At 44.0% G+C, this 25,026-nt stretch carries 16 protein-coding genes and 2 CRISPR repeat arrays; of the genes, 3 read left to right on the top strand and 13 right to left on the bottom strand.

Going from position 1 to position 25,026, the window contains the following annotated elements:
• Positions 1–2: 2 nt before the first annotated feature.
• From ACSTTG_RS13940 to ACSTTG_RS13900, 9 genes are all read right to left on the bottom strand, one after another.
• Positions 3–827 carry a CheR family methyltransferase gene (locus ACSTTG_RS13940; RefSeq protein WP_438475256.1) on the bottom strand — a complete coding sequence of 275 codons (825 nt, stop codon included), beginning with the start codon at positions 825–827 and terminating at the stop codon, positions 3–5.
• The gene (locus ACSTTG_RS13935; protein ID WP_438475255.1) at positions 827–3,664 is read right to left on the bottom strand and encodes a methyl-accepting chemotaxis protein; all 2,838 of its coding nucleotides are present in this window, start codon (positions 3,662–3,664) and stop codon (positions 827–829) included. The genes ACSTTG_RS13940 and ACSTTG_RS13935 overlap by 1 nt, the downstream gene beginning before the upstream one ends.
• Positions 3,657–4,211: a chemotaxis protein CheW gene (locus ACSTTG_RS13930; RefSeq protein ID WP_438459445.1), complete on the bottom strand. Its 555-nt coding sequence runs from the start codon at positions 4,209–4,211 to the stop codon at positions 3,657–3,659. The genes ACSTTG_RS13935 and ACSTTG_RS13930 overlap by 8 nt, the downstream gene beginning before the upstream one ends.
• Positions 4,212–4,347: 136 nt before the next feature.
• The gene (locus ACSTTG_RS13925) at positions 4,348–6,483 is read right to left on the bottom strand and encodes a chemotaxis protein CheW (protein ID WP_438475254.1); all 2,136 of its coding nucleotides are present in this window, start codon (positions 6,481–6,483) and stop codon (positions 4,348–4,350) included.
• Positions 6,484–7,533: 1,050 nt separating this feature from the next.
• The gene (locus ACSTTG_RS13920) at positions 7,534–8,202 is read right to left on the bottom strand and encodes a hypothetical protein (protein WP_438475253.1); all 669 of its coding nucleotides are present in this window, start codon (positions 8,200–8,202) and stop codon (positions 7,534–7,536) included.
• A gap of 82 nt (positions 8,203–8,284) precedes the next feature.
• Positions 8,285–10,450: a type IV secretory system conjugative DNA transfer family protein gene (locus ACSTTG_RS13915; RefSeq protein ID WP_438475252.1), complete on the bottom strand. Its 2,166-nt coding sequence runs from the start codon at positions 10,448–10,450 to the stop codon at positions 8,285–8,287.
• A 283-nt stretch (positions 10,451–10,733) separates the two neighbouring features.
• A CRISPR array of direct repeats spans positions 10,734–11,319; the repeat unit is 35 nt; unit sequence GTCTCAACGGCCTTAGCGGCCAAGCCTGTTGCAAC.
• Between the two features lie 313 nt (positions 11,320–11,632).
• Positions 11,633–11,911, bottom strand: a complete 279-nt coding sequence (gene cas2, locus ACSTTG_RS13910; RefSeq protein ID WP_438475251.1) for a CRISPR-associated endonuclease Cas2 — start codon at positions 11,909–11,911, stop codon at positions 11,633–11,635.
• Positions 11,912–11,921: 10 nt separating this feature from the next.
• Entirely contained in the window at positions 11,922–14,942 is a 3,021-nt protein-coding gene (gene cas1 / locus ACSTTG_RS13905; protein WP_438475250.1) for a CRISPR-associated endonuclease Cas1, read from the bottom strand.
• A gap of 132 nt (positions 14,943–15,074) precedes the next feature.
• A CRISPR array of direct repeats spans positions 15,075–15,452; the repeat unit is 35 nt; unit sequence GTCTCAACGGCCTAAACGGCCAAGGTCGCTGCAAC.
• 433 nt (positions 15,453–15,885) lie between these two features.
• On the bottom strand, positions 15,886–16,716 hold the full coding sequence (locus ACSTTG_RS13900; RefSeq protein ID WP_438475249.1) for a hypothetical protein: 831 nt from the start codon (positions 16,714–16,716) through the stop codon (positions 15,886–15,888).
• 211 nt (positions 16,717–16,927) lie between these two features.
• On the opposite strand from ACSTTG_RS13900, the gene ACSTTG_RS13895 reads away from it, so the two are divergent.
• The 3 genes from ACSTTG_RS13895 to ACSTTG_RS13885 are packed head-to-tail and all read left to right on the top strand — an operon-like array spanning position 16,928 to position 18,728.
• A complete protein-coding gene (locus ACSTTG_RS13895) occupies positions 16,928–17,194 on the top strand; it encodes a hypothetical protein (protein WP_438475248.1) in 267 nt (88 codons plus the stop codon).
• 29 nt (positions 17,195–17,223) lie between these two features.
• Positions 17,224–17,523 carry a CRISPR-associated protein Csx16 gene (gene csx16 / locus ACSTTG_RS13890; RefSeq protein WP_438475247.1) on the top strand — a complete coding sequence of 100 codons (300 nt, stop codon included), beginning with the start codon at positions 17,224–17,226 and terminating at the stop codon, positions 17,521–17,523.
• A gap of 29 nt (positions 17,524–17,552) precedes the next feature.
• Positions 17,553–18,728: a Card1-like endonuclease domain-containing protein gene (locus tag ACSTTG_RS13885; protein ID WP_438475246.1), complete on the top strand. Its 1,176-nt coding sequence runs from the start codon at positions 17,553–17,555 to the stop codon at positions 18,726–18,728.
• A gap of 95 nt (positions 18,729–18,823) precedes the next feature.
• On the opposite strand, the gene ACSTTG_RS13880 is transcribed toward ACSTTG_RS13885, so the two are convergent.
• From ACSTTG_RS13880 to ACSTTG_RS13865, 4 genes are all read right to left on the bottom strand, one after another.
• On the bottom strand, positions 18,824–20,353 hold the full coding sequence (locus tag ACSTTG_RS13880) for a hypothetical protein (RefSeq protein WP_438475245.1): 1,530 nt from the start codon (positions 20,351–20,353) through the stop codon (positions 18,824–18,826).
• Positions 20,354–20,454: 101 nt separating this feature from the next.
• The gene (locus ACSTTG_RS13875; RefSeq protein WP_438475244.1) at positions 20,455–21,651 is read right to left on the bottom strand and encodes a hypothetical protein; all 1,197 of its coding nucleotides are present in this window, start codon (positions 21,649–21,651) and stop codon (positions 20,455–20,457) included.
• On the bottom strand, positions 21,644–23,245 hold the full coding sequence (locus tag ACSTTG_RS13870; RefSeq protein ID WP_438475243.1) for a type IV secretory system conjugative DNA transfer family protein: 1,602 nt from the start codon (positions 23,243–23,245) through the stop codon (positions 21,644–21,646). The genes ACSTTG_RS13875 and ACSTTG_RS13870 overlap by 8 nt, the downstream gene beginning before the upstream one ends.
• A gap of 154 nt (positions 23,246–23,399) precedes the next feature.
• Entirely contained in the window at positions 23,400–25,007 is a 1,608-nt protein-coding gene (locus ACSTTG_RS13865; protein WP_438475242.1) for a hypothetical protein, read from the bottom strand.
• Between the last annotated feature and the right edge of the window lie 19 nt (positions 25,008–25,026).

Here is a 25,026-nt window from a genome sequence, read left to right as displayed (position 1 = left end):
AGTTACACTCGGCGGTAGGTGGTTTGTTTGAGCAATTTAAAGCACTCCATATTCGAGGCTAAGTTCTCTGAATGCCCTAAAAACAGCAGTGCTCCCTTAGGCAGGTAGTCGGCAAACCTTTGCAGCAGCCTTTGCTGCGTCTCCTTATCAAAATAGATCATCACATTGCGACAAAATATAATCTGGAAGTGTTTTTTCATTGGCCAACTGCCTTCCACTAAATTTAAGCGCTTAAAGTGAACCAATGCTTTGATCTCGGGCTTAATTTCATACACCTGCGTGTGCTTTTCATAGGTAAAAAAACGCTTAAGTTGCTCTTGTGTTACTCGTTCGAGTTGGTCCAAGCTGTAGCGGCCCTGCTTGGCCTGAGAAAGAACCGATGTGTTGAGATCCGTCGCCAGTATTTTGACCGGGGGCTTACTGGTTTGAAAGGCTTCTGCCAACGTCATGGCAATACTGTACGCCTCCTCACCCGTCGAACAAGCCGCACACCATATTGTCAGCGGCTGTGAGCGCGTGCGGGCAAGCAGGTTTTGCTGGACGTGTTGCTTGAGCAACTCAAAGTGATAGTGCTCGCGATAAAAATAGGTCAGGTTGGTGGTCAGCGCATTAATAAAGTGCTCCCACTCGCTATCATGCTGATCACCTAACAGCCTGACGTACTGCGCAAAGCTCTCAAAGCCCTGCCTTCTTAACCGACCCACGAGCCGGTTATAGACCAGTTTTTTCTTATTTGGATGCAGTGAGATCCCGACCCTTTGATGGATCAATGCCGCAAGATGATTAAAGTCTGCATCCGTGTAATCGAACTGCGCCAGTATGGTCATTAAAACTCGGTCCAATCATCATCACAGTGGACCAGTGGCTCAGTTGACACTTGATTGGTTTTCTCCCGAGATTGTGGTTTTTCATCGTGGTATTTATCTTCGATATACGGCTCATCCATGTCTGCCTCACCGGTGTCAAACATCGAAACGTAGAGAGCAAGGTTGGCGACTTGCTCTTCGAGTGAACTGGCTGCTGCTGAGCCTTGCTCGACCAAGGCAGAGTTTTGTTGGGTCACATCGTCTACTTCTAATATGGCTTGGGTGACTTGATCAATACCAACACTCTGCTCAACAGAGGCTTGGGTGATCTCCTCCATCAACTCGGCAACTTGCTGAACCGAGCTGACCACACCTGAGATGGACTCCCCTGCTCGACTCGCTAATTTGGTGCCGGTTTCTATCTTAGTGACCGATGAATTGATCAGGCTCTCGACCTCTTTCGCCGCCGAGGCAGAGCGCTGTGCGAGGTTACGCACTTCTGTTGCCACCACAGCAAAACCGCGTCCCTGCTCACCCGCACGCGCTGCTTCAACGGCAGCGTTAAGCGCAAGGATATTGGTCTGAAACGCGATGCTGTCAATCACAGAAATGATGTTCATTACCTCACGCGAGCTGGAGTGTATTTCGGCCATATTCTCAACTACCTGCTCTACCACTTTACCTCCCTCAAGCGCATTACTCGATGTCTGCTTGGCAAGTTGATTGGCTTTTTTCGAGTGCTCTGAGTTCTGTTTTACCGTCGTGGTGAGCTGTTCCATACTCGATGAGGTGACTTCAAGGTTTCTCGCTTGTTTTTCGGTACGCTGGGCTAAATCAACGTTACCAATTGCAATCTCTTTCGCTGCGGTATTGATGGTGTCAGCGGACACCTTAATATGTTGGATCATCTCCTTAAGCTTGCTGACGGTGAGATTGGAGCTATTTTTCAGCTCGCCAAACGTGCCAGAATAATCAGCTGTGATCTGCGAGGTTAACTCGCCTTTTGCCAGCGCAGATAGGACGGAGTCAATATCAGTCAAGCTCACCTGGTTGATCTCTAGCAGTCGATTGATGTTGCTGCACAGCATGGAGAAAAAGGCGTTATTACCATCAAAGTCGATACGTTTAGAAAAATCGCCATCGACGGCTGACTGAATCGCGAGCCCAACTTCTCTTTCCACGGCAATTTCTGATGTTCGGTCAACCCACTCAGTGACATAGCCAATCTGTTGCCCTTTTGCATCAATCACCGGGTTGGTAACTATCTTAAATGTTCTACCATTAATATCGATTTCGATGGTCTTTTTAGCACTATCTGTATTGGTGGCAGAGTCAGACGAAGCACTATCACTAGCAATCAGCGAGGAGGATTTAAGCTGTTTCAGATTCAGATCCCTAACATTCAAGCCCACTAACTTATCTGCATCAAAGCTCGGCACAATCGCCTTAATGTCTTGCTCAGCCTGCTTGAACATATCAACGATCGCCGGATTGACATAGATAATATTGTTATCACTGTCTTCGATCATCATGTTGGTGCTGACATTATCGAGCGCAATTTTGATTCGCGTCGCCGATACGGCTTTTTGCCGCACACTCTCCATGCTATACGCTAACTGCACTTTCATCGATTTGAGTGCTTGCAGTACTAATCCAATCTCATCGTTCTTTTTCACATCGATTTCGAACAAATAGTCTTGTTTCACCAGACGGGTAAAGTAGTGGCGGATCTCTTCAAGCCTTGAGCTTATATCGCGATTAAATGAAAAAGCAAACCAGAGGTAGGCGGCGATGAACAAAAGTGTCATCACCGACGACAATGCAACTTCAGACCAAAATACCACATTGCTCTGCTGGTAAATCATCAGTGATTGCTGGCGATTTTCATCCACCAGGTTATTGAGGTTTATTTGATAGGTGTCTATTTCCAACTGGGCTGCTTGGATCAATGCTTGATAGTTCTCGCTGTCAAGCTTGGTGATATCATTTGATATAAGGTCTGAGTAAATTTTAGGCAGGGTGGTTGTGGCTATCTGATCGCTCTGCTGAGCGATTATCTGATACTTACTCGTGTTGGAGTTATTGTTAGCGTCTAAACTGCCGACTAACACCTGAGTTGTTTGCTCTAGCTCCAAGGTGTTCTCTTTAAGCCTCTGCGCCGCCTCAAGGTTTTGGCTAAATTCATCTGACAACAGTAGGCTCTGCAGGATAAACCGATTTTCCGTCCATAAATTATCGATAACCCTCAGACGGCTATAGGCTTCGATATGGTTGTAGTAAAGATTTTCAACCGCCTGTTTCTCTGTGTATGAGCTATGGATGCCAATGCCAAGCACGGTAAGTAGAGCAAGGGTGGCCACTGAGACTAAGCCGAACAAGCGCTGTTTAATACTGAGCGCTCTGAAAAGGCGTTTTTTCTGCTTGTTGACCACCTTGCCTCGCCTAATAATATGGTTCCCCTGAGCGCCTTGCTTAAACTTCGCATAGTGTAATTTTATCTTCTCCACATCCACTTTGTTAGGCATCGAACGTACAGACATAAACCCAACTTGAGCACCATCCTTATATAAGGGCGTGACATCCGATTTAACCCAATAAAAACCGCCTCCCTTTTGCCTGTTCTTAATTATTCCAGACCAACAGTGGCCCAACTTAATCTCTTTCCATAAATCTGCGAACACCTCTTTGGGCATATCAGGGTGACGAACAATATTATGTGGCCGTCCTATTAACTCTTCTCTTGAAAAGCCACTGATCCGAACGAAGTTGTCATCAACAAACGTAATTTTGCCCGACATATCCGTGGTCGATATGAGTATTTCGTTCTGTTGTAGGATGTACTCTTGGCTGTTACTCATGGGGGTGACCTTCTAGTTCTCCGCTGCTTACGTCTGTCTCTATCTGATTAAACAGCGCCATATCTTGGCTATTCATTAACTTTTCTATATTAATCAAAATCAGCATCAGCTCATTTTGTGAGGCAAGACCCTGGATAAACTTAGCATCGAGCGCCGCCGCGAAGTCTGGTGATGGTTGTATGTCGATAGAATCTAACGCGACAACGTCGGCGACACTATCAACCACTATGCCAACAATCCGCTCACCGATATTGAGTATGATCACCACGGTCATTTCGTGATAGGTGATATCCGTCAGATTGAACTTAATCCGCATGTCAACAATTGGAATAACCGTGCCACGAAGGTTCATCACACCCTTAATGTAATCGGGCATATTCGCGATTGAGGTCACTTGGCTGTAGGTGATGATTTCTTGTACCGTTAAAATATCCACCCCATAATATTCCTGGCCAAGCCAGAAGGTGAGATACCCTTTTTCACTCGAGTCAGTTTGGCTATTTGACTTAGAGTCAGTACTTTTATTTGATTTAGAGTTGCTGTCCACAGTCATTTCCCATGTCTGTCACTAAATAGTATGGCAGCCGGTTTGAAGTACACCTTTTTCAACTGGCCTAAATCACTTTGCTCGAGAGCATTCTAGGATAAGAAAAGATTTAAACTAGAATCATTTGCCCAGCGCTCTATTGCCTCTGATTAACCAAACCCGCCACATCAAGGATCAGAGACACTCGACCGTCGCCCATAATGGTGGCGCCAGAAACACAGGGGACCTTTTTAAAGTTTTGCTCCAAACTTTTCACCACCACTTGCTGCTGACCAATCAGGCTATCAACAAACAACGCGATGACTTTGCTGCCATGCTCGAGCAGAACAACAATACCGTCACAGACATCGGTAATTTCGCTATCGATGTTAAACAGCTTATGCAGGCGAACAATTGGGATGTACTCTTCTTGAACCTTTATCATCACCTCACCACTATTGAGTGATTTCAGGCTCGCCGCTTTCGGTTGCAACGATTCAACAATATTGGATAGCGGAATAACGTAAACATGCTCACCCACGCTGACAGTCATACCCTCGAGTATGGCGAGGGTAAACGGTAGCTCGATTGAGATTTTGGTGCCCACCCCAAGTGCTGAATCAATGCTGACCGTACCGCCCATCTTGGCAATGTTTCGTTTGACTACGTCTAGGCCCACACCACGACCAGAGACCTCCGTCACCTGCGCCGCGGTTGAGAACCCAGCAGAAAAAATCAATTGATAGATGTCTTGCTCACTCATTTGCTTGGGCAATACCATGCCGTTTTTTTTGGCTTTTTCTTGCACAATCTGAGGGTCAATCCCAGCCCCATCGTCTTGGATATTAACGATGACGTTTCCACCACGATAAACGGCAGAGAGAACAATGGTCCCCTGCTCTGGCTTGCCTTGCTCTTTTCGCCGCGACGGCAGTTCAATGCCGTGGTCGATACTGTTGCGCACAATATGCGTCAAGGGATCAACCAGCAGCTCCAATAGCCCCTTATCCAGTTGCGTCTGCTCTCCCTCAATGACCAACTTGATGCGTTTATCCAATGAGTTTGACAAATCACGCACGATGCGCGGGAAACGGCCAAACACAGTGCCTATAGGCATCATTCTGACGGACATCACTGTTGCCTGCAGATCGCGAGTGTTCGCCTCCAACTGATTCAATCGTGCCGTTAATATGGCGTTTGAATCCAGACCAAGGTCATAGGTCAAGTTTTGCAGCATCGATTGGGTGATAATCAGTTCGCCCACTTGGTTAATCAGCAGATCGACTTTCTCAGTGCTGACTCTGATTGACGAAGCCTCATGAGACTTAACAATCGCTTTCCTCTTGGACATCTGACTTGCTTGAGCCGCGCCTGTTTGCTCCTTGGGTTTCACGTTACTTTCTTGCTTGCAATCTTGATTCAGTTTGCTAAACCAGTAAGCGATTTTTTCATCCACCAACTCTGCTTTAATCGGCTTTACTAGGTAATCATTCATACCTGCACTTAAGCACTTTTGCTCTTCTTCCTTCCCGGACATTGCCGTCATGGCGATGATTGCGACGGCTTGATGCGCTTCCCCTGCCTTTCCAGCCCGGATCTGATCCGTTGCTTGATAGCCATCTAGGATTGGCATCTGACAGTCAAGCAGCACAATTTGAAACGGGTCATCGACTGAGGCATTAAGCATATCCAACGCCAGCTGGCCATTTTCCGCCACTTCCACCAAGCCGTAGCCGAGTTTATTCAGCGTATGACAAGCGACCTTTTGCACCACTTTGCTATCCTCAACCAGCAAAATCTTCAATGACAGTTTTTGGCCAACGGTGAGTGGTTTGATAACAGTATCCGTTTGCAATTCCGATGTTTGAGGCTTACTGATAGAAGGGACTGGATCAGAACTAAAACCATCTAATGTGGTGCACAGCTCTTGCAACGTTTTTTCTGATACACCTTGGTGATCGTTAGATTGATAGGCGACTTTCAAGGCTTCGAGTATGTCTCGAGACTGAAGAAAGGTATCAACCATTGCTTGTTGTAGCTTGATTTGACCGACTCGAAGTTTGTCCAGCAGATTTTCAAGTCTATGGGTGAGCGTTGAGATCTTATCAAAGCCAAAAATGCTTGCCCCGCCTTTAATTGAATGAACGACCCTGAAGATCGCCTCAAGGGCTTCTAACATCAAGGATTCATCCGCGTTATCGCTCATCTCTAACAGCAAAGACTCCATCTCATCCAGATGCTCAGCCATCTCTTCAAAGAAAATCGTCTCGAACTCTTGGGTAGTAGCCGACATAAGGTCCTCTTTTTGAACGAGTACAAAGTCTCTGTTCTAACCAAACAGAAGTTTGGCAGCGTGCGATGAATTAGATGGTGGTGGCATCAAGAGACGTTATAAGCCTCGATGCATAACAGTATGGGAGGTCAAGTGGAGATATTCAATTATCGATCGTTGTTACGCTTAACTCGGCCACAACTGCTGCAACAGATAGAGAGGTGAATGATGGAATGGATAAATCTCAACAGACTTAAGCGCCAAGCCTGTTGCAACAATTATGGGCCTATTTAATACATTCAAAACATTGTCTCAACGGCCTTAGCGGCCATGCCTGCTGCAACTTATGGACGCCTTCACTGTACTGACTATGAAGTCTCAACGGCCTTAGCGGCCACGCCTGTTGCAACTTTTTTGGTTTCGCCCTAGCAAATGGCATGTTGTCTCAACGGCCTTAGCGGCCAAGCCTGTTGCAACCTTAGTGCTACTAAAAGGCGACCGTGATGCAGAGTCTCAACGGCCTTAGCGGCCAAGCCTGTTGCAACAAAAACTAGCTTGTTTATTTATGATGGCACTATCAGTCTCAACGGCCTTAGCGGCCAAGCCTGTTGCAACTTTTCAAAACTTTTTTCTACACTTTCTTCACTAAGTCTCAACGGCCTTAGCGGCCAAGCCTGTTGCAACAGACCCATTTATAATCGCTGATAAATCTTGCACTTACAAGCCCCCTATTTTTCTTAACGTTGAGAACCGCTCACTTTTGAGGTGTTTCGAGCAAAAGCCCTTACTTTTTGATGCTTGGTTTTTACTTAACCCATTGATTATAAGCAACATGTGTGGTCTCAACACGCTAATTAGTAGATAAAAATCTGATAATATATTGTTTTAACTACAAAAATGCCAAAAGTTATCCATTGTTTATATCTTTATCAAAAAGACCACACATTTGATTTGTTATTACTCTAGTTTTACCTTTGAGCTAATGACTAAACTAACCAAACACGAGTTAGCAATGTGGTCACTGAAACCTCCTTAGCTCGCCATAGAACTAGTATCCCTATAGGCCGACAGTTAGAACCTAAATTCATCTCTATCTTTTTCTTTGTCCTTCTCTTTGTCCTTCTCTTTTGTTTTGGCTCTTTCTCCTTTAAACTTCATAAAGCCTTTGAGATACCCATCACTTTTAGCCTTGCTTGTTTTTTCGTCTTTTGTTTTATTTTTATCTAGCTTGGTTTGTTCTGGAATTTCTTTTGCTTTTGACTGTGATTTTTCTTTCTCTTTGTGAGATGGTTTTATTTTTATCGGTTTTATTTCTTTATCACGAGTGATTTTTTTTATATATTTTTGAAATAATTCCTTAATCTCTAAAGCATCAGCAAGAGCACCTAGCCTATCTGATATAATCTGTCCATAGTGCTTACCCGCACATACTAATCCACCCGCAGCCATCATAGTTGCAGTAAGCGGGTCTGGATACAGTTCTTTGATAACCGGTATGTTATGGTTATCTACCAACTTCATCTCCTGTGTACCAAGCTCTTTTTCGGCCTTGCCTTGTTCCTTATCCGTTCTTTCCTCTTTCTCCACTATGATATCTTTGTAAAGGCTCGCCAGGTTGCCCGTTTCTTCCTTGCGTTTCTCTAAGGCTTCACGTCTCTTTTTTTCCTCTTGGCGTTTTTTTTCCTCCTCTATGTTTTTTTCATCCTGACGTTTGCTTAATTCATCATGATCTTTTGTCATTCAAACCTCCAACCAAATCGCTAAAGACAGTAAAGTTATCTTTAGCGATTTTTAGCCATATCTATCGTTCCGAAGTGGTCAACTAAAACTGATACGCCATAACCTTTTCTATAATCATTGGTTTCTCACCTCTAATTAGAACAATCGCATGATCTTTGTATTTACCACTTACTAATTCGCTGCCCTCAACTAACGGTTTTTGTAAACCATCGACAATACCGGTCGTTTTCCCTAGTTTGGTCGATAACTCTTCCGCAGTCTCATAAGAGGGTTTCATGTAAATATTTACATCCGTATTCTCAATAATACCCTCGGGGTTATCTGAGATTTTTGCTAATTGCTTCTTATTCTGTGCAAACATCCAAAGTCTGATGCCATACTCTCGACCCAACTCTAGCGCTTTATCAATAATTGCCATTCGACCAAGTTGTGGTAACTCATCTAAGAAGAAGACGACACTTTCTTCTTTCTCAGTCGGCACTTCCTTAAATAAGTTATTCACTATATTGCCCAGTATAACTCTTAGAAGTGATGCGTGTTCCGCAACCTTATCTTGAGGCATACATATATATAATGTACTGTTGCTGCCATCTCTAAACATCGCAGGATCAATATCATTTTGCTTCGTCACTTGCTCAACATCATATGATTGCCATGAGGATAGATGCTCCATGGCCGTATCTTTGATTGTTATTAGTTGTTTCTCAGGTAAAGACGCAAAGTTCTTTGAGCTTCTTGTCATAGAGCGAGGCGCATCAAACAGGTCATGTTCGCCACTCAGTTTGAAAAGGAACTCATCTAACTCATCTCCTGACATGCACAGCACATCCAGCAGATCCTGCATGTTGGGTTGCTCGACCTCTGGGTCTAAAGTTAATGTAGCGATTATTGATGCGATAAAGTCCTTTGCTTTTCTTTCCCAGGTTTGGTCTAAATTACTTTGTGGTATCAACAACATATCGGCGATGGCCTTAGAGTCATCCCAAACATAATTGGGATCTTTTCTCACAAAAGCCAACGGGTTGGTTTGGCATGAGTCGACATTGTCGAAAGGTGCAAATCGATAAACCGGCCCAACATGCTCTCTTCGCCAATCAGCTGACTTTTCATAACATGTTCCTTTAATGTCCAAAACGATTGCTGGGCCATTGTATGCGAGAAGATTGGGTAACACATTGCTTTGCGTTTTCCCTGCCCCGGGGGTCGCAATGGTGAGTATAGAGCCTTCGCCGGTGTAATAGGCATAGTGTTCTCCATCTAGCATACCTAGCAACAAGCGGTCATCAGGACTATACCTTACTCCTTCTAAATCTACTTTAGTCGAGCGACTATCACTTGAGGAAAATAGACTATTTCCTCCAACCAACTCCTCTCTAATATACTTTGAGAGCAAGTCATCCGGGTGACTCTCTGATACCGATATAAAGTCTGATATCATCTTAGAGCAACTGGTCTGTGGATCTACAGAAAATCTTTTTACATATTCATAAATTGTATTGTAAGCATGTGTTTCAGCCAATCCGTCTGGATCACGCTCTTTATAGATAGTACATTTTTCTCTATTAAAGATGATTGACATATAGTTCTGCAATTCAGCATTATGATCATCACTTATACAGCGATACATTTCTATAAGTTTCAGAACTACGAGTTCCCGCGGAGACATGTCAGAAAGATATCGTTGGTAAGTAAAAACTGGCTTAGAATAAGCATCTGCGTTTAATGTATCTCTATAGCTACTTCGAAATGCGGCAACTCTTATATTTTGTCCAATCATTGCACCGGCATTATGAGCAGATGATGCGTCCATACTATAGCTAGAGAGCTGTTTTACCGTCTCATCGTATATTTTGTCTACCCCGATGATTTTTGTGATCATCCCAGAATCAAACGAAATACAATTTGACTTATCATCATAAAACTCCGTGATTTTCTCACAAGTTTTCTTAATGTGATTATATCGCTCAATACTTGCTATTCGCTCTGCTTCCTCCTCTCTAGAAACGGCAACCTGCAGTATCTCTTGCATATTTAAGTCGAGCATTGCCTGGTAGTTTTTCTTTTTATTTTTTTGATACTCAGCAATGAGATCGCTGATCTCTTGATCAAGGTAATTTGCATATGAAGACAAAGCCGTGCAATTCTTCTCTGCCATTGCTAATGCTTCGTTCTTTTGCTTATTTTCAGCATACTTGTCTTTTGCTTTATCGTATGCTTTTTTTGATAGATTCAATACTGATTCAAACATAACTTTGCCACCGACTATTTGTGATAATAATAGTTCTTGTTTAGCAGCGCACTGTTTAAAAATCAACCAACACTATCTGAAAACTTGACGAGGTCTATCTGTTTACAGTTGAGCTAACTATCAATTACAAATTTGTATGCTAGGCATTATATTTGGGGGCATTGAAATCATTTATCGGTAGGTGTGTTGTCATTATTAGCTATGCATTAACTGACTAGGCAAGCACATTACATGCATCCTTAGAGGGGTTCTTAGCTCCGACCCTACTTATGGCCCAGATTTAATCAAAACGGCCTTAGCGGCCAAGCCTGTTGCAACCTTCGCAAACCTCGCATCAAAATGGACATTCGTCTCAACGGCCTTAGCAGCCAAGCCTGTTGCAACTTTAAACCACAACACTAAGGAGCCTATTATGGCGTCTCAACGGCCTTAGCGGCCAAGCCTGTTGCAACACTATGAACACTCAAATTGCAAAAATAACGCTTCTGTCTCAACGGCCTTAGCGGCCAAGCCTGTTGCAACTTTCTCGAGTACACGAATGGATGACTGTTATTGCTAGTCTCAACGGCCTTAGCGGCCAAGCCTGTTGCAACGCAATTCAGGATTTAGAATACGCTAACATGATCTGTCTCAACGGCCTTAGCGGCCAAGCCTGTTGCAACACAGACCTAGTCGATATCACTACAACCCGTTTTGGTCTCAACGGCCTTAGCGGCCAAGCCTGTTGCAACAGATGGTTTATGAAAAAGCAAAGTTTTTTTGAGGGTCTCAACGGCCTTAGCGGCCAAGCCTGTTGCAACTAAGGAAACAATTATGATCACACTACCTAAAATGGTCTCAACGGCCTTAGCGGCCAAGCCTGTTGCAACAGACCCATTTATAATCGCTGATAAATCTTGCACTTACAAGCCCCCTATTTTTCTTGGCGTTGAGAACCGCTCATTTTTGAGGTGTTTCGAGCAAAAGCCCTTACTTTTTGATGCTTGGTTTCTGCTTAACCCATTGATTATTAGCAACATGTGTGGTCTCGACACGCTAATTAGTAGAGAAAAATCTGATAATATATTGTTTTAACTACAAAAATGCCAAAAGTTATCGTTTGTTTATATCTTTATCAAAAAGACCACACATTTGAGTTATTTTTACTCTTGTTTTGTTTACTAATTGACGCTGCTACCCCGACTAAATCACTACCGCAGCGGGCAGCGTGGCAATCGGCTCATCAAACGCATCGTGTGATTTTTGCCGGCAGTTTACACACAAATGATAGAACCTCAGGCTGTCACCGGGTTCGAGCCAGTCCTCAAGCTCATTACATATTAGATTTATCTCACTGGTGTGTTTCACCACGATCTCAAATACCGAAAACTGAACCCTATCACCATATTCACCTAGCATTTTAGCAACGACTCGACGAGATTTGTCGTCGGTGATATCAAAACAGGCCAGATATAAGTGCATAAAGCGCTCCTTAAAGCAATCTTATTGCTTCAAATTCACCTTTTTCGCGTACCCAGTCGATTGCACGCTGATTTTGTATGATTATCATATCAGTCAAACGCTTTGGCTCGTCTATTCCCACTACCCTGCGAGGGGTCTCAAATGACAGTGCAAGTTCGGCTAGAAACTTATTGCGCGCCGCTTTGTCTATCTGACAACCATCAGACGATAAAACAAAATCATCCACACTAAGCTGGTTTTTGTTTAGCATCCTCAGTGCGACACCATCAACCCAATATCGAAACGGCTCCATAAGATCTGAGGCAAGTGCAGAATGAGTACCGTGGGATTGATGGTAAAACCCTTGGGTAGGCAAAAGCCCCTGCGTTTTGGCCAGACTGTCCACATACCCATGCAATAGACTATAGCCAAGCGACAAAAGAACATTGAGCGGATCCGTTGGAGGACGGCGGTTTCTATTATCAAACTGCCATTTGGGATCTAAATCCCCTGCTATCGCTTTGAAATAGGCCGCAGCGGCTGCGCCTTCATACCCGTTTAATGCTTGGAAATCTTCTGCCGCGGTAACACGAGTATTGACGGCTTTCATAGAGGCCGGGACAGCGATGCGCCGATTGCGAAGTACACTGCATTGATGTGAAATCTTCGCGCAAACCACACTTTTTGCTGCGGCTAAACTCGCCTCTTGATCTAAAAACGCCTTCTGTTGTGCCAACCACATCTGATGACCGAGCTCAGCGCGCCCATTCCATGCCACACCTTGATATCGCCCCATCGTATCAGCGAAATGTACCGGGACACTGTTCGACATCGCCGCTTTTAGTGCCGGTGTAGTAATGTGTTGAAGCCCAAACAAGGTGACCGCTTGTAGGTTGCGCCAAGGAGCACTAAAAATGCATTCATCATCACGCTTGATGACTAAGCGTCCTTGCTGTGTAGACAAGACACTCATGGCACCACTGACACAAACAATTTCACCGGTTGAATCACATTCTCCTACCGCTTTAATGGTCTCGGTAGAAGGTGTGGCGATCGTCTCTAGAGTCTTCGCTGACGTATTTTCCGCAATTTTATGTTGCTTGTGTTGAGAAATATTGGCCAGCCAACCCGGTTGGATCGTTGTCTCTCCTTTTACCAATGCGGTTCCATCATTGTATTCACTGCCTGAGAGATCGAGTACCAGATCGCCGACAAACAGATAGCCAAGGTATTGCACGCCATGACCTATCGGCTTGATGTGAGTTTTATCTTGATTCAACTTCAACCCATGTTCAGCTAATGTTTGGGTTGCATAACGACTGGCTCGCCGTGCTTGCTCTGGAGATTTGCACAGCACCACAAAATCATCGGCAAAACGAACCAACTTAAAACCGCGCGTTTGCATATCATGATCAAAGTCATCAAGCATAAGGTTGGCTAGCAGAGGGCTCAGGGGCGATCCTTGAGGCAGCCCCTTTTCTCGCTTGATCATCTCGCCCATAAAGCGCACATCTGCAGCCATCCAGTTCAGTAACTGCATAACCAAAGGGTCATTCCCGTACAGGGCGCGCAGCCTGACCTCGAGGTGCCTGTGGTCAACACTCTCAAAAAAATCTTTTAAGTCCGATTCGTATACCCAGGTATAGCCTTTTCGTACCCAGTAGTTGATCTCATCTTTTGCCGTAAGGCGCGAGCGTCCGGGCCGGTATCCATGGCTTGACGGATTCATCACCTTCTCAAAGCACGGCGTAAGGATCTGAGCACACGCTCGCTGCATGACTCTATCGAGAAAAGGCGGCACTGCAAGTGGCCGTTGGCCACCATTTTTCTTTTCTATCACCCAACCGTTTAGCTGAGGTGTTGAATAATGCCCCTGCACAACCTTGTTAAACTGAGCTTGCAACAGGGCAATTTGCCCATCGTCATTCTCAATGTCGCTCGGGGGATCATAAGCACTGAGGGCCAAAGACTCCGGAAGTAGTTCATCAGTATCGGGTTGCAAATCTTGGCTAAGGCTACTGTTCTTTCTAACGTGAGACAATGCACTAGCCAGGTTATCGGGATCGCTGACCCTATCAATAAGTGAACTCGCGGCAAAGGCACGTCGATAACTAAAGCCCAGTTTTGATGTCATTAGTTGATAACGACCCAAGCCAAACACTCGCCCCTGACCTATCCCCAGATATTGACCCAAGATCAGTAAACGCCACCAACTTAAATCAAAACCATTATCGAGCTGCAATTGCATTTGCCCTGACAACCCGCCCAAGGGCTTCACGGGTTTGTCTTTCCCCCCACCGTAGTGATAATCCAGCCAGAACAAGTGACTGTTGACTGTCTTTACATCGGGTAATTGCTGTCTTGATGCGACACCATCACCGCGTAACTGCAGAAGTTGACGCGCAGCATCGTATAATCGGGACAACAATAACTCTGCGCTGACCTGCTCGTTATCATGACAGTACCTGGCCTCGCCCGATTTGACTTTGTTACCTTTGCCAAGGCTAAGGCGGACTCGGCTAAGCCAGTTCAAGTTCACGGTCTGCACACCTTGCCAAGACAAGGCTTCCTCCGTGAGCATCTGATTGTCGTACTCACTGCACTCATGCCACTTTTCTATCGAGTAGTGAGTAAAGCTATCCAACACCGATTCCAACACCATATTGGCGCCAAATGGCCGCTTAGAGACAATGCCCGCTTCTAGCGCCGATTGAGGTAATTCATACAAGGCGGTTAACAAACGCTTTAACAGCAGCTCCCCCCCATTGAGAAAACTTATCTGAAAGCGATACAAATCACCCGCTTTATAGTGGATCCGCCCTCCCTCAGGTGCATCCACCATACAGAAGTGTTCATAGTCTTTGGGTGACCCAAGCAGACTGCGCAAATAAGCGCTTAACGGAACCTGATGGAAAAAATCTATTGATGCCGGCTCCAAAAAACGCAATGTGACAACAATGCTGCGTAAGGGCAAAAGCGGCTGAAGTGTCAGAGGCATTTGCTTGGCAGAAGGCTCTGGCTTAGTTGGAAAAGGAGTGGCGGATGAGCTCATAGCGTATTCCTGTGCAGGCGCGACCTTTACAGGTTATTAAACGCTTGATATTTAATCAATTGATACGCTTTACCTACCCAAAGAAATGTGACCTTGGGGCTAATATAAATGCACACAAGGTCATATAAGGAATCCTTAAAGGCCTAGACGGCCAATGTCGTTGCAACTCCGTTAGACTAGAACACTAAAGAGAGAGAAATGGTCTCAACGGCCTAAACGGCCAAGGTCGCTGCAACTATTAAGGAGATGAAAATGAGTAATTTTGTGGAGGTCTCAACGGCCTAAACGGCCAAGGTCGCTGCAACTCATATGAAATTTCGTATATTTCTGGTTACACTTAGTCTCAACGGCCTAAACGGCCAAGGTCGCTGCAACTTTTCTAATAGTTCATAACTAAGGAGAAAATTGTCTCAACGGCCTAAACGGCCAAGGTCGCTGCAACAAATGATGAAAAAAGCAACTCCAAATTTTGAAGGTCTCAACGGCCTAAACGGCCAAGGTCGCTGCAACAGACCCTCAATATAATCGCTTATAAATCGAGCACTTACAACACCTATGTTTTTCTTAATCATAAGAATCGGCCAAATTTGACTTTTTGCACATGAAAAACGTCCAGTAATCTACTTAGAAAGGCTTCTAAGCCTATGATTTACAACAACATGTGTGGTCTTCGTCACGATTTTACTCGCTATCACATCTCTAAGTAAATGATTTATAGAGAAATTAACTAAAAAAACCAACCTAACCACAATGACCGAAAAGAGACCACACATTTTTATCATATTTTCCATAAATATCAGATGATTATAGCCAATGCACGCTGTTTTGCTACCAAACCAGAGCTTCTGCTAACTATTGATGTCTAGGCCTAACTTGTTGCAAATACCGCCCGTCAACGATTTGTTAAACACAGACTATTTACCATGTGAGGATGACTAAATTGTCACAGTCTACCATCGACAAAAACTACCTGATCGGTACCAACTTCCGCAAAGTAGCGACGCCATAGTTTTTTATGAATGACCGATGACATGTTTTTGACATCGACGGGCCGGCGTTCGACTGGACGCTGCAACCAGATATAGACCTGTACATTGCTTAGGTCAGTTTCCTCAATCACGTACTGATAGTGAGAGTAAAACCGCTTCCACTCTGCCTCAAAGTCCTTGCGAAAAACGTGTGCATTTTGTGAGTACTCTCCCGGGCTATTCTGTAGCATGTCGGATACGATCATAAGCCGACGTGGGCGATCCTGATGTCTAAACATCTCGCTCTCAGACACTTTTTGGATTGTCTCGACAATTTTTGAGCCTTGCATCGACTCCTCACTTAACATCGCCAAAATCTCTGTTGTTAGCGGCTGACGAAACTCTTGTACATTGATCTCGTCTTTTACAGAGCCGGTGGTGTACAAAGAATTAAAGTCAGACCCTGTTCCTGGGTTGCATTTGATGAAGTTAAATTGGAGCGCTGTAGTGGGATCGTTACTTATCCCGACCAGGCCCAACTTTTCATTGTGTTGAACCTGATAAGCGTCATTGGTCATAATCAGTGACTGGACAAAATTGTCCACTTTGTGCTGGAAACCGAAATCATCGGTCTGGTCGACTAATAGAATACTGTTTCGAGCCGGCCCGCCCTCAACCAGACACAAGTCAATATCCGTTTTCATTGAATTGTTTTTAGCCATCACTTGATAGACCCCAAATCCAACTAGGACAAGCAGCACAATCAAACAAATCAGTGACACTGTATCTGTACGTGATATTTTCATTGCCAACCCCTCATAATATGACTCACGAGAAAGAGTAACCTAAACTTACTATTGCACGGGTTCAAACAAATTTGCGCTTCAAGTCAACATCATTAATAAAATTTAATATCAAAACTATCAGTTGTTAGCCAAACAAATTTGTCCAACAAAAGCTACAGTAACAAAAGGTATATCATGTTCCTCACGATATTGATAGAGGGGGAGTATCACGATGACAGGCAGATATGATATCGAGCTGACTCAACAAGGTATTGAAACGCTCAATGACTATAAAATAGAGCTGATCGGCCTATATAGTACAGTTTTGTTACCTGAGCAGTTAAAAAAATTGATCATTGAACTTGACCAACGTTACACCGAGCATCTTTTAGAAAGCGTTAGTATAACTTCATCTTGTCATAGCAGTATTGACGATAAATATCGCTGCATTCATGTTCTGTTAGGCACAATTAAGGCTAACTGGGGCAGCACCCACTAACCTTCCACCCACCGCTCGGAGAAAATATATTGACTATTTACTTTGTAAGTCGCCATAAAGCAACCATAGCTTGGGCTCGGTCTCAGCACCTTGAGGTGACTCAATGGCTGACTCATTTAGAGGATGTCGATACCCTCATGCCTGGCGATACAGTTATCGGCACCTTGCCAATCAATATTGTCGCGTCATTGTGTGAGAAAGGCATCACCTATATCCACTTCTCTCTTCAGTTGCCTGAGAGTATGCGCGGGGTCGAACTCGATCTTGATCAAATAACCAAGTGTCAACCGAGACTAACCCAATACCATGCTGTTAAGGTTGATAGGTGATTAATTAAGCAATAGATAAAGGAATATTTATGGCCGTCCACATTAATCTTCTCTCACAGCAACTCATACCTAATGTCATCCCAGTCTTATCTGATCCAAAGTCAATCACTAAAATTTATCTTGTACTCGCGGGTGAGCAGTATAGACAGAGTGCAGCACACTTAGAGGCGTTCTATCGTCGCAAAGATATCAATAATATTGAGCTTTTTCATTGTAATGATCCTAATGACTTTTATGACCTAAAGTCTCAAGCAATGTATTTACTCGACAAAATCAAAACCGAGTACAACGACGAGATGGTCATTTTAAATGCCACATGCGGTACCAAACCCATGTCGTTGGCTTTTACTAAGGTGTTCGATGACCCTAGTAACGACTGTATGGCTATTTATACTGATAGTATTAAAAAGCGTGTCATAATCTTGAACGATGAAGTTAAACTTGACCCCCTACCATACAATGACGTTCTGGATATAAAAGACTATTTCAACCTTAACAATTTTATTATCCATAAGCAGAATAACAACATTAAAGATGAAATTTACGAGAGAGAACAGCTTACTAAGTCTATTATCGGTTATGCCAGTCGTAACACTAATGCAATATCTGAAATCAACCGCTTATGCCAACACTCTAACTTTAGTGAGCTAGGTAACTTCACACCCAAGGTAAAGATTGGCTATGCCCCTAGGCACGAGTTTAAATCAATTCTAAGCCTCGCGCAAAACCGCGGTTTACTGACTTATGACAATACATCTGTGGTTTTTTCCTCTGCCGATGATGCGCGATATTTGGGTGGAGGCTGGCTTGAAGAGTTGATCTATCTAGCCGCACAAGAGGTTGGGATCGATAAGGTTAAGATCAATGTCGAGGGACACTTACTATACCAAAACAAAGACAGTAACGATGTGAAGAATGAGTTTGATGTTGTGCTACTGCACAACAATCAGTTGAAAATTTTAGAGGCCAAGACCATTAACTGGAGAAAGCAACACAAGCAAGGTCAAGTCGCTACGGCTAAGCTTGATAGTTTAAATAAAAACTATGGCGGGGCCTTCGGCAAAGCAACCTTGGTCACTGTGTTCCCGCCTACCCAAACTATTAAGAATCGCTCCGATGGCATCCAGAACCTCGATGTGACGGAAGTTAAAAACTATGACACTTTGAAAACTGCGCTAGCCGATTGGAAAAAGTCAACTCTTTAATACCTAACGAAAAAACCCAGCTTGTTCAATAAGCTGGGTTTTTAAGGCTAACTGCCTAAACGGCGTGTAAATCTTTAAGCCATGTGATAAACCTCTTAGCCTTTAAGCTCTCTATCAACCATGTCTATCGCCTGCTGTGCATCGTAACCGACATGGTCATCGTCATGGATAAGGTCTAAGGTCAACTTACGCTCAGGATCTAGGTCGTGATATCGCTGTGTCCATACTCCAAGTAATGTCACCTGTTGCTGTTTGGCATTATTGTGCGCTTGTAAGTAAAGATCATCGATGTTGGTCATCATCAAGTGATAGGATTGCACCTGTTCATAAAACGCCTTGTCTACCTCTCTTGCCATAACCTTTAGCAGTTCTAGCTCTCCTGCCGATAATACCTCACTGGCATCGGCACCAGTCTCGTTCATTGAGTCTTGGCCGTTAGGCATAGCTCTGCTCTGATAAGTCGCTATCAAATTCTGCGTCATCTTAAATTCCTCAAAGCAGATCTTTTCATGATTCTTAAGCAATGCTTCAATAATATTGAAACTCTCCCGCGCCTTAAGAACTGAGGCGTTCACATGGCACAGCAGTTGATCCGCAGATTTTTTTAGCTCCAACTCCAAATCGTCAATCTTAGACATAAAGTCCCTTCTGGACTCAACTGCTTGTTGGTTTTTCTTAGTGAACTCAGAAAGTCTCACTTTATAGAGCGCATATGACTTGGCAAAACTCCAGCAACAGATAGACATACCAATAATAAACAACAGTAAGCTATTCATCACATCTTTTACGCTAATTTGCTCCCAATTACTAATAATAAAAAGCAACTCATCAACACTAATATCACCTTTTGCCAGTCGGATCATCGCTGCTGTCATATTCAAGCTTATTGCGAGAACAGCAAAAGTGAATAAAAAGGCATAACTTATATTTCTGTGCTTATTTACTTTTTTTCTAAGATCGCGGGAAAAACAGCCAAAAGAGTAGCCGAGAACAATATTACTTGCTGAAAGCGCTGCGGAGATAACAAATCCACCTGCAAGCCCAAGGTCTTGCAACCCAGAGAAAAAGTACGCATTGGCCAAACTCTCCAAGATCCATAATATGGCGAGTAAAGCCCAAACGCTAATCATGCTTTTATCAGGATTTACGGCAAAGTTATTTAACCCATACCGCTCGCGGAACTGCTTAAGGTAGCACAGGTTACTTTTTGCCGTCGTAAATAGATCCCATAGTTCGGTCTGCGTTTTTTTATAAATCGCCTCATAGCTTTCATCAATGGCAGCTTTGGCGACCTTAACCTCTTCCTGCAACCTTGTATCACTGAGATCATTGCCCTTTGCCGTCGCTAGAGATGATATTTTGTCAGTAAAGCTGTCGGTAAACGCATGCAACTTATCAACAGATGACTGCAAACATTGGGTTGTGTCTTGAAGCGTATTTGGATTATCAGCACAATTATTGCCGTTATCCAACCGCTGGGCTGAATCAGCCTTTATTATTGATGATGCTTGTGCTTGATAGTATTCCAGCGTCAAACCATCCTCGAATTTTGGAGATTGGGAACCTTTTTTATCCATGTTGTTTTTAGCTGAGCGATTCAACCATTTTTGAACAAAAGCGAACATAGTACTCTCCTCACTACCAAGAAAATGAATCTCACTAAAATGTACCCAATCAAATTGACTCTCTAGTCAAAAACAAATTTGCGTTAACGTAACCCCGGTTATCACTTGGTTAACTGCATCGATTTTGACTCTTTGCTAAGCGTTTTTGCCTCTTTATCGAGTGCGCGCTGTTTTTGTTTATTTTTTGCTTTTATTTTGGCAAGTTTTTGCAACATTGCGGCTTCTCGCTCTTTTTTATCCTTGGCTTGCTTGGCCTCTTTATCCTCAAGTGCTACTTGATCACGGGCGTCGATACTTGGCGCCTTCTTCTCGGCTTTGTTTGGCACGGAGAGTTTGTCTGTCACCTTCACCTGACTGGAGGGTTGCACTTGTCGCTTGCTGTTATCAACACCAGTGCTGTCGGTATTTATCGGGTCTTTCTTCAATAATCGCTTGTCTGATGAGCCGGTTATCTTGGCCTGTTTGACAATTTTATGATCTGCGATCTTGACACCATAGTGAGCTAAGTCCTTAACAACCCTATCATCTTGATATTGTCGTATGATGGCTTGAGCTTTTTGTTTTACTGGGTTCGTCAGTTCGCTATGTAATTTGTTATAGACTTCCCCATTAGCTTTAAGCATCACTGGAGCTGCAGCCAAAGCTAGCGCTTGAGCTTTAGTGAGTTTATTTCTATGCGTTAAGCCGCTTCGCAACACACTGTAACCCATCTTTGCCAAACCTATAGGAGGATAGATACAGGTAGCAATAACACCTGTTATGAATGTTTCTTTTGTTTTCTTGATATAACCTGGACGCTGCTCATAAGGGAGTAGCGCTTTCTGCTTATTGTTCAATTTTTTTGGCTTCTTTTGTGACTTATTGGGTTCATGTTGTTTACGGCGAGTGTAATGAGAGTGTGATTGTTTATGACGTGATTTTTTTACCTTAGCAGGATCCGCTTTATAGAGTTTACCGTGTTTATCAGGGTTTAAGCCCTCTATCGCCTTACGGTTAATCAACTTACGTTCGGTCCAAGTTGAAATAGCGCTAAGCAAAGGATTTTCTTTAACTGCAGACTTCATATAACCGTCTTCTGCTATCTGCTCTTGATTCACCCTTCTTTGCTTTATTTTTCCCCAAAGCTTCTTTTGCTGTGGATAGAAACGTTTGGCCTGTGCCTTTTGACGCGCTACCAACACCTGCTTTTGTTTCATCGCATGTGCTTGGGTCGGAATAGTGTGCTTGAACGGAACACGCTTCGCTAGAGTTTGGCGCTGAGCAAACTTCTGTTTTTCTTTGCTGTATACATCACTCATTGTCTTGCTCCTGTTCCTGTTCCACTTTTACTAAACGGTTTGTCCAGCTCTGCGCCCGCTCCAATAATCTTGGCACCTTGTAATAAGGTATATTGTGCAGCTTGATCGGCGCTTGGCCTTGAAATAACGCAATCGCTTCTTCTGGTTGCATACGCATGACTTCGTCGGGTGTCATTAGACTACGCCCTACGTAAGATAAACTCCCGCCCACAGTTTCAGATTGCGAGTAACCACTAGAACGGCCCTCTGAACGACTCGAGCTACTGCTGTTGTCACTGTAATTGGTGCTAGAGGATGTAGAGCTTGAGTTGCCGCGAGTGGCTGAATAATTGCGCTGAATGCTCTGCACGGTTTGCTGTCCCATCATCTGTGACACTAGGCACGCTGTGTCATAATCGGCGACCCCAAAAAAAATCTTTACGCCACTGTTAGCGATAAAGGTTTCCCAGTCGCTGCCATAAATGCCTTTCAAGCGCCCCAGGTTTTGGATAAACATCCAGATGCGGATCCCGTATCCCGCTAGATAGGTCATACCGTTGAGCACCGGCTCAAAACGTCCCAGTGACAGAAACTCATCGAGAAAAAAATAAACCGGCAGTTGGTCTCGGTGCACACTTTCATCATAGCTCGCGCGCATTGATTTAATCCCCCAGCCGACCAGTGCCCGAATAACCGGTTTGTAACGGTGGATATGTTCTGGGTCGATCATTAAATAAAAGGTGGATAATTTCTCGCGAAATGTTGCAAAGTCAATATTATGCTCTGTTGTTACCGACTTAACTCTTTCGTCGGTCCATACAGAAAGATCGTTATTAATGTGCGCTAGAACAGAAGAAAACGCTTTATCCACCTCCAATAGGTTGGCTATTTCAGCCGCATACACCGCAACTTTTGGGTTGCTATGGTCACGCATCATGTCAATCACACTGCGCATCTGTTCTTTTTTGAGCCCCAGCAGACGAACGACCTCTGCCATCGTTTGCTCCCGCGGATAACACTCTTCAGTCGTACCCTCAAACGATTCATTGTAGGCAACGTACATAATGAAAGCCTGAAGTACATGCCTCGCCGTGATTATCCAAAACGAATCAGCATTTTTATCCGGCTCAGAGAGCAACATCATGGTAAGGTGCTCAGCATACTCTTGCTCTAGCGACAAACGCTCCGGATGGTTTGGGTCGACATAGATTGCTTTGATCGGGTTCCATGAATCACTGATCGACAAGTCATAGGGTGCAAAACGATAAACTTTACTATTACAATGCTCTTCACGATATTGAGCGGTAATATCATGATTCTCAGACTTCAGATCCAATACAAATATGGAGGTTTTTTCCATGGTTAATAGATTGGGGATGATATGACAGGTTCCCTTGCCAGAGCGGGTTGGCGCAATCGTTAAGCTATGCGTGTTGGCATTCAGATAGACGGGTAAATAGTCTTTTTTGAATAGGTGCTTAGATGCAAGTCCTCCAAGGAGAGGATTGCCCTGATTTTCGCACAAGTTAGTATTTGACAAGTCGCGGCGTGACATCCAATGCGCTGAGCCAAAGGTTTTTGACGGTGCCATTACCCGTGTAGACAGATCAAACATAACGCTTCTCCTATTTTGTCGATATAGAGACTCTAACTCGAAATTTCGCCATCAATAACCGTTACAAATTTGTCAACGCAGGCACTTATTGCTGCCAAGGATCGCGCGTGGCAATATTTAATTCCTGGACCAGAGCAAATCAATTGTGGAGCTCTTAATGCCCATGTAACTCACCCTCTTTTTGGGGCATTTTTTCAAACATGGCCACCTCGTTTGGGCTCGAGCTTAATGCAAACTTAAGGCGCTCACTTGAATCCACCTCCCCACAGAGCCGTTGCCAGCGAGTAAGTAACTCTTGCTCTTGGTCGTTAACTTCACTTTTCAGTTGCTCATAAAGCTCCAAGATATTCTGAAAAACTTCGTCACACTCCTCGACATAGTTGTAGATCTCTTGACCATCGCCTCTTTCGATCGCCATTTCCGTGGTTAAGTCCTCGACCGGGACGACTCTGAGAGTTTCTGGCGCATAGACCCGAGTTTTCAGGTTGGCTCGACGATACTCTTCAAGCACACCACAGCAAGCATCGATCATACTTTGAGCAACCTTCAACTCTTCCGTACAGATCTGTTCATAGGTTTCTAGTTTCGACTGTGTTTGCCCATAACGGGCCTTAATATCAACATACTGTGATGTTACCGGTTGTAGACATTGCTCTTTAATCTGCTCTAATGCGCGCTTAAAGCCAGTCACTTTATCCTGATAAGCCTGTTTCGCTTGAAGCGCATTGAGGGTCATTTTGGTAAATTCTGGGTAGGGGTCACTCAGACCACAGTAGCCTTTTCTGAATGATAAACCACCAATCACTAGACCCAACACAAGCAAAATTACACTCTCCATAAACCTAGGTAGGCCTATATTGGCTAGTTGAAGTAAAGGAGTGAATAGCTCTTCTAGAGAGCTGTTCATATCGCCAAGTCTCGATAGCGCGACAAACGCATTGAGACCCAAGGCAAATAAGACAAATCCTCCAAGAGCAACGTAGCCAAGAGTTTTCATCATTCGATTAGGAACTTTGGTATACCGAGAAAAGTACCCCAAAAATACGCTAAATGATACGTTAGCGATTGACGTACCAAGTGATATTAGAAGGCCTCCGATTTGACCATTTGCCTGCATCTCTACAAAGAACACCGAATTAAAAATGCTTTCTAGTAATATTAAAGTGATGAAGAATATGCCTATTGACACTAGACTCCCTGGCAAATAAGCATCACGAAAGTTAAGCTGATTACGCTCACGAAAGTACATCAGATAGCTTTGCTGCTTTATCATCTCACTTTCCAGTTCACGTAACTCCATTTCGCCCTGTTGGTACGCTGCCTCAAAGTCTTTATCTAACGCTGATTTGGTATCTGCAACCAGCTGATTAAATTTTTTCTCTCTTGCTTGAGGGGTGTCATTTCTGATTGATTCGACGAGGGAAGTGATGAAGTCTGATGTGATCGCATGCAGTTTTTCTATCGTCTTTTTGTAGTGATGGATCACCTGCTTATCGAAACGAGTGAATACCCCGACAGCATCATCGGCAGGTTCACCCTCCGGCCCGTCATTCAGTCCTTCTTCCCAAGCATTAAAGTAGCGATTTGACTCCTCAATATTTAAGTAGGTGTTCATATTATTAATTGAACGCACATTGTTGCGATACTGGTCTATCGTCGACGTATGTGGGGCCGTGCTGACTTGTTGCACTGTAGCTTTTTCTGTCGAAAAGAAAGTTTTCAGAGAATTAACTAGCTTTTTGGCTACATTTGTAATACTCATCACTGCCTCCTAAAGAACC

The organism is Vibrio glycogenivorans (assembly GCF_051660965.1).
Classification (GTDB): domain Bacteria; phylum Pseudomonadota; class Gammaproteobacteria; order Enterobacterales; family Vibrionaceae; genus Vibrio.
This window is presented reverse-complemented; position numbering and strand designations above follow the sequence as displayed.

Excerpts from the sequence above, each read along its gene's own strand:
- ACSTTG_RS13940 (WP_438475256.1), bottom strand. The coding sequence starts at position 827 with ATGACCATACTGGCGCAGTTCGATTACACGGATGCAGACTTTAATCAT.
- ACSTTG_RS13935 (WP_438475255.1), bottom strand. The coding sequence starts at position 3,664 with ATGAGTAACAGCCAAGAGTACATCCTACAACAGAACGAAATACTCATA.
- ACSTTG_RS13925 (WP_438475254.1), bottom strand. The coding sequence starts at position 6,483 with ATGTCGGCTACTACCCAAGAGTTCGAGACGATTTTCTTTGAAGAGATG.
- ACSTTG_RS13920 (WP_438475253.1), bottom strand. The coding sequence starts at position 8,202 with ATGACAAAAGATCATGATGAATTAAGCAAACGTCAGGATGAAAAAAAC.
- ACSTTG_RS13915 (WP_438475252.1), bottom strand. The coding sequence starts at position 10,450 with ATGTTTGAATCAGTATTGAATCTATCAAAAAAAGCATACGATAAAGCA.
- cas2 (WP_438475251.1), bottom strand. The coding sequence starts at position 11,911 with ATGCACTTATATCTGGCCTGTTTTGATATCACCGACGACAAATCTCGT.
- cas1 (WP_438475250.1), bottom strand. The coding sequence starts at position 14,942 with ATGAGCTCATCCGCCACTCCTTTTCCAACTAAGCCAGAGCCTTCTGCC.
- ACSTTG_RS13900 (WP_438475249.1), bottom strand. The coding sequence starts at position 16,716 with ATGAAAATATCACGTACAGATACAGTGTCACTGATTTGTTTGATTGTG.
- ACSTTG_RS13895 (WP_438475248.1), top strand. The coding sequence starts at position 16,928 with ATGACAGGCAGATATGATATCGAGCTGACTCAACAAGGTATTGAAACG.
- ACSTTG_RS13885 (WP_438475246.1), top strand. The coding sequence starts at position 17,553 with ATGGCCGTCCACATTAATCTTCTCTCACAGCAACTCATACCTAATGTC.
- ACSTTG_RS13880 (WP_438475245.1), bottom strand. The coding sequence starts at position 20,353 with ATGTTCGCTTTTGTTCAAAAATGGTTGAATCGCTCAGCTAAAAACAAC.
- ACSTTG_RS13875 (WP_438475244.1), bottom strand. The coding sequence starts at position 21,651 with ATGAGTGATGTATACAGCAAAGAAAAACAGAAGTTTGCTCAGCGCCAA.
- ACSTTG_RS13870 (WP_438475243.1), bottom strand. The coding sequence starts at position 23,245 with ATGTTTGATCTGTCTACACGGGTAATGGCACCGTCAAAAACCTTTGGC.
- ACSTTG_RS13865 (WP_438475242.1), bottom strand. The coding sequence starts at position 25,007 with ATGAGTATTACAAATGTAGCCAAAAAGCTAGTTAATTCTCTGAAAACT.